Here is a 14,712-nt window from a genome sequence, read left to right as displayed (position 1 = left end):
GCCGATTCCCCGCCTCCCGTTCCGGTGGCCATCATCGGGATGGGTTGCTTGTTCCCGATGGCCGAAGACCTCGAGCGCTACTGGTCCAACATCCGCGACCGGCTGGACGCCGTCATCGACGTCCCGGAGACCCACTGGCGGCCCGAGGACTATTTCGACGCCGACCCCAAGGCGGCCGACCGCACCTACGCCCACCGGGGCGGATTCCTCTCGCCGGTCGACTTCCCGCTCCTGGATTTCGGGGTCTCCCCCAACGCCGTCGAGGCGACCGACACGACCCAGCTCCTGGGCCTGCTGGTGGCGCGGAAGGCCCTGGAAGACGCCGGCTACGGCGCGGGGGGGCGGGACTTCGCCCGCGACCGCGCCAGCGTCATCCTGGGCGTGACCGGCACGCTGGAGCTGGTCATCCCCCTGGGCGCCCGGCTGGGACATCCAATCTGGCGGCGGGCGCTCGCCGAGGCGGGGGTCGAGGCCGGCACGGCCGAGGACGTCGTGCGGCGGATCTCCGACTCCTACGTCGGCTGGCAGGAGGCCTCGTTCCCGGGCCTGCTGGGGAACGTCGCGGCCGGCCGGATCGCCAACAAGCTGGACCTCGGCGGCTCGAACTGCGTCGTCGACGCCGCCTGCGCGAGCTCGCTCGGCGCGGTGAACCTGGCGCTCCACGAGCTGGCCTCCGGACGCTGCGACGTCGCCCTCTCCGGCGGCCTCGATACGTTCAATGATATTTTTATGTATATGTGCTTCAGCAAGACCCCGGCGCTCTCGCCCACGGGGGACGCCCGGCCGTTCTCCGCGGACGGCGACGGGACGATCCTGGGCGAAGGCCTGGGCATCCTGGTGCTGAAGCGGCTTGCCGACGCCGAGCGCGACGGCGACCGGATCTACGCCGTCATCCGCTCGATGGGGACCTCGAGCGACGGCGGCGGCCAGGCGATCTACGCCCCCAAGGCGGCGGGACAGGTCAAGGCCCTGCGACGGGCCTACGACCAGGCCGGGATCGCCCCGGAGACCGTCGGGCTGATCGAGGCCCACGGCACCGGCACCAGGGTCGGCGACGGCATCGAGGTCGAGGCGCTGGAGGAGGTCTTCCGGGGTGCGGGGGCCGGGGCCCGGTCGTGCGCCCTGGGCTCGGTGAAGTCGCAAATCGGCCACACCAAGGCGGCGGCGGGGGCGGCGGGGCTCGTCAAGGCGGCCCTGGCTCTGCACCACAAGGTCCTGCCGCCGACGATCAAGGTCGATCGCCCCGTCGACCTCCTGGCGGCCGAGGATTCGCCCTTCTACGTCAACACCGACAACCGACCCTGGGTCGCCCCGGCGGACCATCCCCGCCGCGCGGCCGTCAGCGCCTTCGGCTTCGGCGGCAGCAACTTCCACTGCGTCCTGGAGGAGGCCCGGCCCGATCGACCGGGCGTCGACTGGGGCGGCGACGTCCAGATCCTCGCCTACTCGGCCGACGACCCGAAGACGCTCGCCGCCGCCCTCCCCGCCTGGACCGAGGCGACGACCTGGGGCGAGCTCCGGGCCGAAGCGGCGCGGAGCCGCTCGACCTTCCGGGCCGACCATGCTCAGCGGCTCCTCATCGTGGCTCGTCGCGGCGAGACCGAACCGACCGCACTCCTCGCCGAAGCCATCGAACGCCTGGCGGGCCCGACGGCCCGTCCCTCGAAGCGAGTCTTCCTGGGGAAAGGCCCCGCGGCCGGACGGCTGGCCTTCCTGTTCCCCGGTCAGGGATCGCAGTACGTCGGCATGGGACGCGACCTGGCCTGCCGCTTCCCCCGCATGCTCTCCGCACTCGAACTGGCCGACCGTGAGACCGCCCCAGCACTCGACGGCGCCCGGCTGAGCGAGCGGATCTTCCCCGCGCCAAGCTTCACGGACGAGGGGAGGAAGCGGGACGACGAGCGGCTTCGCGACACCCGGTTCGCCCAACCGGCCATCGGCGCGGTCTCCCTGGGACTGCTCGGAATCCTTGAGGATTTCGGGATCCGCCCCGACCTGACCGGCGGACACAGCTTCGGCGAGCTCTCCGCCTTGCACGCCTCGGGACGGGTCGACGCCCCCTCGATGCTGCGGCTCGCCGCCGAACGAGGGTCGTTGATGGGCCGGCGAGACGGTCGCGACGCCGGCGCGATGCTGGCCGCGTTCGCCCCCGCCGCCCGCCTGGAGGAACTCATCCGCCAGAACGCCCTCGACGTGGTCGTCGCCAACAAGAACGCCCCGCTCCAGTGCGTCATCTCCGGGCCGGTGGACGAGATCGCCCGGGCGGAAACCGTGCTTCGCGAGGCCAGGCTCAGCACGAAGCGCCTGCCCGTCTCGGCGGCCTTCCACAGCCGGTTCGTGGCCGACGCCCGCCAGCCCTTCCGCGACGTCCTGGACGCCGTGACCTTCGGACCCTCGGACGTCCCGACCTTCGCCAACGCGACCGGGGAGGCTTACCCGGCCCCGGCCGAGGCGGCGCGTGAACTGCTCGCCGACCAGCTCGCCCAGCCGGTCGAATTCACCGCCATGATCCAGGCGATGCACCGCGACGGGGCGAGGCTGTTCGTCGAAGTCGGTCCCGACGCCAAGCTCAGCGGGCTCGTCGGCTCGATCCTCGACGGACACGACCACGCCGCGGTGGCGACGGACTCCTCACGCGAGGCGAACGGCCTCGTCGGCCTGGCCCTGGCGCTCGCGGCCGTCGCCGCGTCGGGCCGCCCGGTCGACCTTGCAGTCTGGGACGGAGATTTCGTCCCCGCCGTCGCCGGCAAGCGTCCCGGCCTCACCGTGCCGGTCTGCGGAGCGCACCCGGCCCCGAAGCGTAAGGCCGAGCCTCCCCGGCCGGTCGCGAAGGCCGCCGCCGCCGCTGGGCCCGTGGAGACGCCCGCCCCTCACGGCCATTCCCCCCGTGCGGCCGTTTCGATCGAGCGGCCGTCGCCGCGCGACGACGCACCGGCCCCGACGACCCGGACATCCCAGCCACGACCCTCCTTCGAGCGGACCATGAACGCCCCCGACCGCCTCCCCACCGCCTCGACGAACGGCAACGGCCACGCCCACGATCACGACCACGCGGCGGTCCCCGCCGCTGTCGCGCCTCGACGGCCGGAGCCGCAGCCGGCGCCCTCCGCGGGAATGGCCGCGGCGCTCCAGCAGACCCAGGACCATCTGGTCGCGCTTCAGCAACTCGCGCAGCAGACGGCCCGCCTGCATCAGCAGTTCCTTGAAGGTCAGGAAACCGCCCAGCGGACCTTCCAGACCCTTCTGGAACAGCGGCTCCACCTGGCCGGCGCCCCCACGACGGGACAACCGGCTCCGTCGGTCGCCCCGACCCACGCGACGGCTCGAACCGTCGAGCCCGTCGCCATCCCGGCCCCGCCGGTCTCGAAGCCCGCGCCGGTCGTCGCGGTCGCGCCCGTCGTCCCGACGACGCCCGTCGCCGCCCGTCCCGAGCCGCCCAAGGCCGAAACCCGCCGCATCGAGCCCGCCCCCGCCGCGAAGCCTGTCTCCGCTCCTGCTCGCGCGGTCGCGACGCCGGTCGTCGCGCCCGGCCCGGACGCCGGCCCCGCCCTTCTGTCGGTGGTGTCGGAGAAGACGGGCTATCCGGTGGAGATGCTGGAGCTGGACATGCAGCTCGACGCCGACCTGGGGATCGACTCGATCAAGCGGGTCGAGATCCTCTCGGCGCTGCAGGACCGGCTGCCGGGGACGCCGGCGATCGGCCCGGACCAGCTGGGCTCGATCCACACCCTCCGCGACATCGTCGCCCTCCTCGGCGCCGGCGCGGCCGCGACCGCGACCGCGACCGCGACCGTGACGACCGCCCCGGCTCCGGCGCCCGCGCCGGTTCAGGCTTCGGCCGGCCCGGCGGTGGCGGAGACGCTGCTGTCGGTGGTGTCGGAGAAGACGGGCTATCCGGTGGAGATGCTGGAGCTGGACATGCAGCTCGACGCCGACCTGGGGATCGACTCGATCAAGCGGGTCGAGATCCTCTCGGCGCTGCAGGACCGGCTGCCGGGGACGCCGGCGATCGGCCCGGACCAGCTGGGCTCGATCCACACCCTCCGCGACATCGTCGCCCTCCTCGGCGCCGGCGCGGCCGCGACCGCGACCGCGACCGCGACCGTGACGACCGCCCCGGCTCCGGCGCCCGCGCCGGTTCAGGCTTCGGCCGGCCCGGCGGTGGCGGAGACGCTGCTGTCGGTGGTGTCGGAGAAGACGGGCTATCCGGTGGAGATGCTGGAGCTGGACATGCAGCTCGACGCCGACCTGGGGATCGACTCGATCAAGCGGGTCGAGATCCTCTCGGCGCTGCAGGACCGGCTGCCGGGGACGCCGGCGATCGGCCCGGACCAGCTGGGCTCGATCCACACCCTCCGCGACATCGTCGCCCTCCTCGGCGCCGGCGCGGCCGCGACCGTGACCACGACGATCGCCCCGGCTCCGGCTTCCGCTCCCGTCCCTTCGGTCGTCGTGGAGGTGGCCGCCGACGCCGGCGTTCCGACCTCCTCAGCCCGGCTGGAGCGGCTCTCGGCGCGGGCTCGCGCCCTGGTCTCGCCGGATCGTCGCGAGGGCCTCGCCTTCGCTTCGGGCGCGGAGGTCTGGATCACGAATGAGGATTCGACGCTCACGCCGGCGATCAAGGCGGAACTGGTCGGTCGCGGATATCGCGTTCGTCTCATCGAGTGGGAAGAAACCGACGAGGCGCTCGCCGCGGGCGTCCCGGACGCCCTGATCGTGGCGGTGCCGGCCGTCGGATTCGATTCGGCCGCACTGAAGCGTGCGTTCCGGCTGCTCCGGTCGGTCGGGCCGAAGCTCCGAAGGCGTTCGCCGTCGGCCTTGCTGACGATCTCGCGACTCGACGGCCGGTTCGGGCTGGACGGCCTCGATACGTCGATCGATCCGATCGCGGGGGGACTGGCGGGGCTGGCGAAGACGGCGGGCCACGAATGGCCCGAGGTGAGCTGCAAGGCCGTCGACCTCGCGTGCGACTACGCCGACGTCGACGCCGCAGCCAGGGCGATCGTCGAGGAACTGCTCCGTCGCGGGCCGGTCGAGGTCGGGATCTCGTCGCAAGGAACCCGGGAGATCGTGCTCGAACGGGTCGAGTCGACCTCGGGCAACCACCGCCGCCGTCCGGTCCTGGATCGCGGCGATCTGGTCGCGATCACGGGGGGGGCGCGGGGCATCGCCGCCGAGGCGGCCGTCGCGCTGGCGAAGTCGTACCAGCCCACCCTGCTGCTGCTCGGTCGGACCTCGGCCCCGACCGGCCCCGAGCCGGCCTGGCTCGCCCGCGCGGTCGACGAACCCGCGATCCGCACGGCGATCCTCCGCCACACCCACGAGCCGACGACCCCGCAGAAGGTCAACGAGCAGGCCCGTCTCGTCCTCGCCCGACGCGAGATCGAGGAGACGCTCCGGCGGATCCGCGAGGCCGGCTCCGAGGCGATCTACGAGTCCGTCGACGTCCGCGACCGCGCGGCCGTGCGGGGGGCGATCGAGCGGGCCGAAGGCCGCTGCGGTCCCGTCCGGGGCTTCGTCCACGCCGCCGGAGTCCTCGCCGACCGTCGAATCGAAGACCAGACCGACGCCCAGTTCGACATGGTCTACGGCACCAAGGTCGACGGCCTGGCCTCGGTCTTCGAGGCGCTCGATCCGACCGCCCTACGGGCGATCGCGGTCTTCTCCTCGTCCACGGCCCGCTTCGGCCGGCTCGGCCAGGTGGCCTATGCGGCGGCCAACGAGGTGCTCAACAAGTGGTCTCAGGTGCAGGCCCGCCGGCTGCCGGATTGCCGCGTGGTGGCGTTCAACTGGGGACCCTGGGACGGGGGCATGGTGACGCCCTCGCTTCGCGCCGTCTTCGAACGCGAGGGCCTGGGACTGATCCCAATGGCCGAGGGGGCGGAGCTCGTGGCTCTTGAGATCCAGGAGTCTCGCGAGAACCCCGTCGAGGTCGTCGTGCTGGCCGACCCGCCGCCGTCGGGGCCGTCCCCGGCGTCGACGGAGGCGCCCGGGGCGTACGTGGAGCCGCCGGCCGCGGTCGACGACTTCGAGCCCGACCTGCGACCGGTCTTCGATCGACTGATCGACGTCGAGGCGTTCCCGGTGCTCAAGTCCCACGTGATCGACGGCCACGCGGTCCTTCCGATGGCCCTGATCATGGAATGGCTCTGCGAGGCCGCCGTGCACCGGCATCCGGGCCTCGTCGTCGAAGGGCTCGACGACCTTCGTCTGTTCAAGGGCGTCGTCCTTCGGGATCACCGACCGGCCCCGGTCTCGTTGCGGGCGGGCAAGGGGGAGCAGCGGGGAGGCTCGCTGATCGTCCCGGTGGAGATGCGCGGGACGCTCGGCGAGGGGCGCGAGGTCGTCCACGCCAGGGCGCTCGTCACACTGGCCGAGCGGCATGGCGACGGGGTTCGGAACCTGGCGGAGGGGCCGCTCTCGCAGATGGACGAGGATCGCAAGTCCATCTATGAGCGGATCCTGTTCCACGGGCCGGCTATGCAGGCTCTGGAACGGATCGAGGGTTGCAACGACCGGGCGATCGCGGCCTGGGTCGCGACCTCCCCCGCCCCGGCGGAGTGGATCGCGCGGCCCTTGCGGCGGGAGTGGCTGACGGACCCCCTGGCGGTCGACGCCGCGTTTCAGGTCATGGTGCTCTGGTGCCGGCGGCGGTCGAACGCCAATTCGCTGCCGACGGCCGTGGGCTCCTATCGCCAGTTCCGGCGCCGATTCCCGAGCGACGGGGTCCGCGTCGTCCTCTCGGTGAGGCAGGCGAGCGATCACCGGGCGGTGGCGGACGTCGAATTCCAGGACGCCGACGGCGAGCTGGTCGCTCGGATCGACGGTTACGAATGCGTGATCGACGCCTCGCTCGATCAGGCGTTCCGCAAAAACCGACTGGCTCACCCTCGGGCGGCTGCGAACCCGCGATGAACAAGCGACGAAACGACGGCGTGGCGATCGTAGGCTTCGACGCGGCCTTCCCGGGGGCGCGCGACCCGGACGGCTTCTGGCGACTCGTCGCCGAGGGTCGCGACGCCACGACCGAATTCCCCCCCGGCCGCTGGCTGCTCGACGCCGATCGGGCCTTCGACCCGACCGTCGGCCGCCCGGACCGCGTCTACACCACGCGCGGCGGATTCCTGGACGACGAGGCGCTCGAAGTCGACTGCGACGGCCTCGCCGTCGACCCGGCCCTGGTCGCCCGGCTCGACCCCGCCTTCCGCCTGGCCCTGCGCACGGCGGTCGGGGCCTGGCGATCGGCGAGGACCGACGGGCTCGATCGCGCGCGGGTCGGCGTGGTCTTCGGTCACATCGTCCTCCCGACCGCGACGACCTCGGCGCTGACTCGGGCCACGATCGGGCGGGACGTCGAGCAGGCGCTCGGCGTCGCGCGGATGGAGCCGGAAGCGTTCGAGCCGCGCAACGCGTTCCCGGCCGGGGCTCCGGCCCGGCTGGTGGCCGATGCCCTGGGCCTGGGCGGGGTCGCCTACACGCTGGACGCCGCCTGCGCCTCGTCGCTCTACGCGCTGAAGCTGGCGTGCGACGAGTTGAACTCTGGCCGGGCCGACGCGATGCTCGCCGGCGGCGTCTCGCGGCCGGACGCCCTCTACACCCAGATGGGCTTCTCGCAGCTCCGCGCTCTCTCGCCCCGGGGCCGCGCGGCGCCGTTCGACGCCGACGGGGACGGCCTGATCGTCGGCGAAGGCGCCGGCCTGTTCGTCCTCAAGCGGCTCGACGACGCGATCCGTCAGCGAGACTCGATCCTGGGCGTGATCCGGGGCGTCGGGATCTCCAACGACGTGGCCGGCGACCTGCTCGCCCCCAGCAGCGAGGGCCAGCTCCGGGCCATGCGCTCGGCCTACGACCAGGCCGGCTGGTCGCCCGACGAGGTCGACCTGATCGAATGCCACGCGACCGGCACGCCCGTCGGCGACGCCGTCGAGTTCGAGAGCCTGCGCGCGCTTTGGGCCGACCTCGCAGGCGCGTCGCGGCCGGCCGGTTGCGTCCTGGGATCGGTGAAGTCGAATACGGGGCACGCGCTGACGGCCGCCGGCGCGGCCGGGCTGCTCAAGGTCCTGCTCGCGCTCCGCAATCGTACGAAGCCTCCCACCGCCAACCATCGTGCCCCCTCGTCTCGGATCGCGCTTGAGGGGAGTCCGTTCCGCGTCCTCCAATCGGCCGAGCCCTGGGCCGAGCCCGAATCGGGCCGACCCCGGCGGGCGGCGATCAGCGGCTTCGGCTTCGGCGGGATCAATGCGCACGCCCTGATCGAAGAATGGACCGGGACGGGATCGGGGTCGGTTGCTCCCGTCTCGCCGGTCGCGCCCGAGCCCGTCGCCGTCGTGGGCCTGTCGGCGCGTTACGGAAAGACTCCCGGGCGCGACGCCTTCCAGCAAGGCGTCCTGGGCGGGATCGGACCTGGTTCGTCCGAAAGCTCCAAGCCGGACGGCGTGGTCGACGCCCTCCGGCTGCGGATCGGCCGCTTCCGCATCCCCCCGGTCGAGCTGGAAGCCATGCTGCTCCAGCAGTCGGTCCTGCTCCAGGTCGCCGCCGAAGCGATCGCCGACGCCGGCGGCCCCGCCGAATCCGGGCTCCGTTGCGGGGTGATCGTGGGCCTGGGCCTGGACCCGAACACGACGAACTACCACCTTCGCTGGTGGCTGGCGTCGCGGGCCCCGACCTGGAACGTCGAGCAGGGCTGGAACCTGTCCGAAGCCGATTTGGAGGCCTGGATCTCCGACGCGTGCGACGCGATCCAGCCGGCGCTCACGGCGAACCGGACGATGGGGTCGCTCGGCGGCCTGGTCGCCAGTCGGGTCGCCCGCGAGTTCCGCATCGGGGGGCCCAGCTTCAGCGTATCGAGCGACGAGGGATCGGGACTCGACGCCCTCCGCATCGCCGCCGACTGGCTGGATCGCGGCGAACTCGATTCGGCCGTCGTCGGGGCCGTGGACCTCGTCGCCGACCCCCGCACGGCCGTAGCGGCCCGTCGCCTGGCTGTCGCGGCCGGGCTCGGGCAGGGCGAGGAAGAATTCCGATCCGGCGAATGCGCCGTCGCACTCGTCCTCAAGCGACGTTCCGACGCCCTCCGGGACGGAGACCGGATCTACGCCGTCGTCGGGGAACTCGGCGGGGCTCATGAAGGGCCGACGGTCGTCATCGACGCCCCGCGTCCCGCCCTCGGCTGGACCGGCGCGGCGGAGGGGCTCGCGACGGTCGCCGAGGCCATCCTGGCGATCGACCAGGGGATCGTCCCGCCCAGCGGGCGATGGTCCGCGGACGAGGACGAAATCCTCACCCGCGATCCGAGTTACTGGGTCCGCAACCGCGAGGACGGCCCCCGAACTGCCCGCGTCCGCATACGAGGGCTCGACGGTGCCGCCCGCACCCTCGATTTGCAGGGCGTTGAGCGCGAAGCCGATCCGCGTACGCGACCCCTCGGTCCGGCGCGGCTCGCGCTCTTTCCGGTCTTCGGCGAGGACCCCGCGGCGCGACGGTCGCGGCTCGACGAACTGGCGGCCCTGATCGCCGCCGGGCCGGATCGACCGATCGAGGACCTGGCCGCGTCGTGGTGGGCCGCCGCGCGGGCGTCCGCCGGGAGCGGCCCGGCGCTGGCGTTGATCGCGGCCGACGCGGCTTCGCTGGCGGAGGCCGTCGCCGAGGCTCGCGACGGCGCCAGGCCGGCGCGAGCGGTCGTGAGGTCGCGGCCCGCGAGCTTCGAGGTGTTCGAACCCTCGGCGGCGTGGGACGGCCCGCCGCAGGTGGCCTTCACCTATCCCGGCCTCGGCGCGGCGTACCCCGACATGGGCGCCGAGCTGTCGGCGACCTGGCCCGAACTGGCCCGCGAGCTGGAATCTCGTTTTACGACCGCGCGCGATCAGATCGTCCCGGAGACCTGGTGGAACGGTCGACGCGCCGTCGGTTCCGAGGACCATCGGCCGGTCATCCTGGGGCAGATCTCGGTCGGCGCCCTGATGACGTCGCTGTTCCTGAAGCTGGGGGTCCGGCCCTCCGCGGCCGTCGGCTACAGCCTGGGCGAGTCGGCGGCGCTGGTGTCGCTCGGAGCGTGGTCCGACCGCGACGAGATGACGCGCAGGCTCCGGGAATCGCCCCTCTTCTCGACCGAACTCGCCGGTCCGTGCCTGGGCGCTCGTCGTCTGTGGGGGCTGGCCGACGACGAGGAGGTCGACTGGGTCGCCGCGATCGTCCCTCGATCGCGCGAGCAGGTCGAAGCGGCGATCGGCGACGAGTCGCGCGTCTACGTCCTGATCCGCAACGCCGACGACGAGGTGGTCATCGGCGGCCGGGGCGAGAGCGTCCGCCGGGTCATCGACGCGCTGCGATGCCCGTTCCTGCCCCTGCCCACGGTGAGCACGGTCCATTGCCCGATCGGCGTCGACGCCGAACCGGCCTACCGGGCGCTCCATGATCTTAGGACGTCGCCCGTCGCCGACGTGACGTTCTACAGCGGCGTCTGGGGGACCGGCTACCACCCCGACCACGGCACGGCGACCGCCGCCATCACGGCCCAGGCGTCGCGTCAGATCGACTACCCGGTCGTCGTCGAGAAGGCCTACGAGCAGGGCGCCCGCGTGTTCGTGGACATGGGGCCCGGCTCGGCCTGCACGCGCCTGGTCGGCCGCATCCTCAAAGACCGCCCGCACCTGGCCGTCTCGGCCGACGAGGCCGACGGCGGCGTCCTCTCGTCCGTCCTGAGGGCGCTCGGCGCGCTGATCGCGGCCGGCGTCCCCGTGAATCTCGATCTCCTCTACGACCGCGAGGCGGAAGCTCCCGCCGTGTCGACCGGCGCGAGCGCGCCGGAGATCGTCGTCGAGCGTCCGGACCTGCCGAACCGCTACCCCGATCCGCCGGCCGCCGCGCGGCCTTCCGCGTCCGTGCCCGAACCGGAATCCGAGCCTGAGATCGAGGCCCAGCCTGAGTTCCGGCCCGTCTCGGTCTGCGTCGACCCCTCCCCCGTCTCGGTCTTCGTCGAATCGTCCCCCGCCCCGGTCTTCGCCGCGAGTTTTGCATCCATTATGCCCCACCCCATCGTCGCGACCCCGAGCCTTACTCCCATGACTCGCAGCCACGTCGAGACGCAGCAGGCCTCGGCCGATGCGCATGAGGCGTTCCTGCGGCTCTCGCGGTCGTATTCCGAGACGATGGCCCGTCAGGTCGCCGTCGCGCTCGAGCTGATCGGCGGCGCTGAGGCGGGAAGCGTCGTGGTCGAGACGCCCGTCGCTCCCCCGCCGCCCCCGGCTCCCGTGGCGGCGGCCGTCGCTCCTCCGCAGCGTCGCGAGGACGTGGCCCTGGACCGCGAGCAATGCATGGAATACGCCATCGGCTCGATCGCGGCGGTCCTCGGCCCCCGCTTCGCCGAGGTCGATTCCTATCCGACGCGGGTTCGGCTGCCAGACGAGCCCTTGATGCTCGTCGACCGGGTGGTGACCATCGAGGGGACGCAGTTCACGTTGTCGGCCGCGCGGGTCGTGACCGAGCACGACGTTTTGCACGACGGCTGGTATCTCGACGCCGGCCGGATCGCCTCGTGCGTGGCGATCGAGGCGGGCCAGGCCGACCTGTTCCTCTCCGGCTGGCTGGGGATCGACTTCATCACCAAGGGGCTGTCGGTCTATCGCCTCCTCGACGCGACGGTGACCTTCCATTCGGAGTTGCCCGGCCCGGGCGACGTGATCCGATACGACATTCGGATCACAGATTTCTTCCGCCAGGGGGAGACTCACCTGTTCCGGTTCGAATTCGACGGGACCGTCGACGGCCGGCCGCTGCTGACGATGCGCGGCGGCTGCGCCGGTTTCTTCTCGGCCGAGGCGTTGGCCGCGGGCAAGGGGGTCGTACCCCGGCCGCTCGATGCCCTGCCGATCGCCGGCAAGCGCCCCGCGGACTGGCGAGAGCTGGCCCCGCCCGCCGCCTGCAAGCTCGACCGGAGCCAGGTCGACGCCCTCCGCGCCGGGGATCTCGCCGGGGCGTTCGGCGAGCCCTTCGATCGACTCGATCTCCCCCGCCCGCAACGGCTGCCGGGAGGGATGATGACGCTGGTGCATCGGGTCGAGGCGCTCGAGCCGGAGGGGGGGCGCTTCGGCCTGGGCCTGATCCGCGCCGAGGCCGACGTCCACCCCGACGACTGGTTCATCGTCTGCCACTTCGTGGACGACCGCGTGATGCCGGGCACTCTCATGTACGAGTGCTGCCTGCACACGTTCCGGATCTTCCTGATGCGTATGGGCTGGGTCGGCGACGCCGACCGCGTCCGCTTCGAACCGCTGACGGGCGTCGCCAACCGCCTTCGCTGTCGCGGGCAGGTCACGGAGACGACCCGGGTCGTGACCTATGAAGTGACGATCAAGGAGCTGGGCTACGGTCCCGAGCCGTTCGCGATCGCCGACGCGCTCATGTACGCCGACGGCAAGCCGATCGTCGAGATCACCGACATGGCGCTTCGCCTCGCCGGGACCGGCCGCGAGGAGATCGAGGCTCGCTGGGATCGGGTGCGCTCGACCGCCCCGGCGCTGACGACCGGCCCGACGCTCGTCTACGAGAAGAATCAGATCCTCGCGTTCTCCGACGGCCGTCCGTCCGACTGCTTCGGCGACCGCTACCGGCCGTTCGACGAGGGCCGGTTCATCGCCCGCCTGCCGCGCCCGCCGTATCAGTTCCTGGACCGGGCGACCGTCGTCCAGGGGACGCCGTGGGAGCAGGTGGAAGGGACGACGGCCGAGGTCGAGTACCTCGTCCCCGCCGACGCCTGGTATTTCGAGGCCGATCGCCAGCCCCACGTGCCGTACGGTGTCCTGATCGAGACGGCCCTCCAGTCCTGCGGGTTCATTTCGGCCTTCATGGGCTCGGCCCTGTTGAGCGACGAACCCCTGAAGTTCCGGAACCTCGGCGGGAAGTCGCGACAGCATCGGATCGTCGACCGTAACAGCGGGCTGCTGACCACGACGGCCAAGGTAACGAAGATCAACCGTTCGGCCGGGATGATCATCCAGCACTATGAGATGAGCGTCCGGGACCGCGAGGGGGTCGTCTTCGACGGCGAGACCTATTTCGGCTTCTTCCGTCTCCAGGCCCTGGCCGATCAGGTCGGCGTCCGCGAGGCGTCGCCGTACGCGCCGACGGCCGAGGAGCGGGCGGCCTTCCAGCCGTTCCCGACGCCCGATCGGGCCCCCCTGCCCGACCGCCGCTGGCGGATGGTCGACCGGATCACGGCGCTCTCGGCGAGCGGGGGGCCTCGCGGCCTGGGATTCGTCGAGGGGGAGACGGACGTCGATCCGTCCGCCTGGTTCTTCGAGGCCCATTTCCTGGGCGATCCGGTCTGGCCCGGGTCATTGGGCTTGGAATCGCTCCTGCAACTCCTTAAAGTCTTTGCTGAAGCGCGCTGGGGAGTGGATGCGCGCGCCGTGTTCGACTCGCCCGGCATCGGCGCGGAGCACGGTTGGAGTTACCGGGGCCAGATCACTCCCACCAGCCGTCTCGTGACGACGCAGGCGTGGATCACCGGCGTCGACGACGCTCGGCGCCGGGTGACGGCCGACGGGCTCCTGTCCGTCGACGGCAAGGTGATCTATCAGATGACCGGCTACACGCTCGACGCACGCTCCGAGTGATCGACCCCCTTCCAGCCTGGCGGTGGCGGCCCTGATGGCATCGATGAAATACCAGAACGTCTTTGTCGAGGCGTTCGGCTATGAGGTCGCTCCGGTGGTCGTCTCGTCGGCCGAGCTGGAGGAACGGCTCGCTCCGGTGTACGACAAGCTCCACCTGAGCGTCGGCCAGCTCGAGGCCCTCACGGGGATCGTCGAGCGGCGATGGTGGGAGGAGGGGTATCGGGTCTCCGACGGCGCCGTCGTCGCGGCCGAGCGGGCGCTCGAGGCGGCCGATTTCCCGGCGAAGGAGGTCGAGGCCGTCGTATACGGCGGCGTCTGCCGCGAGTACTTCGAGCCGGCGACCGCCTGCCGAGTGGCGTCGAAGCTGGGCGTGAGCCCGGGGGCGGTCGTCCACGACCTGAGCAACGCCTGCCTGGGCATGATCGACGGAATGACCGACGTGGCGAACCGGATCGAGCTGGGCCAGATCCGCGCCGGGCTGGTCGTGGCCTGCGAGACGGCCCGCGAGATCAACGACGTCATGATCGAGCGGATGATCGAGACCCCGACGATGGAATTCTACAAGCACTCGCTGGCGACCCTCACGGGGGGCTCGGGGGCCGCGGCGGTGCTCATGACGGACGGCTCGCGATCGCGGTCGAAGCGACGGCGGCTGCTGGGGGGCGAGGTGCGCTCCGCCGCTCGCCACCACGACCTCTGCCGCTGGGGCGTCGAAGAACTCGACTCGTCCGCGTCGGGCCGGCTCCGGCCGTACACGACGACGGACTCGGCCGCGGTGCTGAGGCACGGCGTCGACCTGGGCGTGAAGACCTGGCGGGCGTTCCTCAAGAGCCTGGGATGGGTCGAGTCGCAGGTGGACCGGGTGATCAGCCATCAGGTCGGCGGGTCGCACCGCGACCTGATCATGCGGTCGATCCGCGTGCCTCTGGAGAAAGACTTCTCGACGTTCTCCTACCTCGGGAACATGGGGACGGTCTCGCTCCCGTTGACGGCGGCGATCGCCGAGGACCGCCAGGTCCTCCGCCCCGGCGATCGGACGGCGTTCCTGGGTATTGGGAGCGGACTGAACTGCCTGATGCTGGGGCTGGAGTGGTGACCG

The 14,712-nt window shown here is 71.9% G+C and carries 3 protein-coding genes; all 3 read left to right on the top strand.

Annotated features, from left to right (window positions below):
• Window positions 1–24 precede the first annotated feature (24 nt).
• From VT85_RS06240 to VT85_RS06230, 3 genes are read left to right on the top strand one after another with little or no spacing between them, the layout of a single operon-like run.
• A complete protein-coding gene (locus VT85_RS06240) occupies window positions 25–6,915 on the top strand; it encodes a type I polyketide synthase (RefSeq protein ID WP_068412088.1) in 6,891 nt (2,296 codons plus the stop codon).
• A complete protein-coding gene (locus VT85_RS06235; protein WP_068412086.1) occupies window positions 6,912–13,613 on the top strand; it encodes a beta-ketoacyl synthase N-terminal-like domain-containing protein in 6,702 nt (2,233 codons plus the stop codon). Before VT85_RS06240 ends, VT85_RS06235 begins: the two co-directional genes overlap by 4 nt.
• A 43-nt stretch (window positions 13,614–13,656) precedes the next feature.
• On the top strand, window positions 13,657–14,709 hold the full coding sequence (locus VT85_RS06230; RefSeq protein WP_068421499.1) for a 3-oxoacyl-ACP synthase III: 1,053 nt from the start codon (window positions 13,657–13,659) through the stop codon (window positions 14,707–14,709).
• The last annotated feature ends 3 nt before the right edge of the window (window positions 14,710–14,712 follow it).

Source organism: Planctomyces sp. SH-PL62 (assembly GCF_001610895.1).
GTDB lineage: Bacteria > Planctomycetota > Planctomycetia > Isosphaerales > Isosphaeraceae > Paludisphaera.
Note: the sequence above shows the minus strand (reverse complement) of the source record. Positions and strands in the feature narration are given on the sequence as shown.

Coding starts and splice junctions, on each gene's coding strand:
- VT85_RS06235 (WP_068412086.1), top strand. CDS start 6,912: ATGAACAAGCGACGAAACGACGGCGTGGCGATCGTAGGCTTCGACGCG.
- VT85_RS06230 (WP_068421499.1), top strand. CDS start 13,657: ATGAAATACCAGAACGTCTTTGTCGAGGCGTTCGGCTATGAGGTCGCT.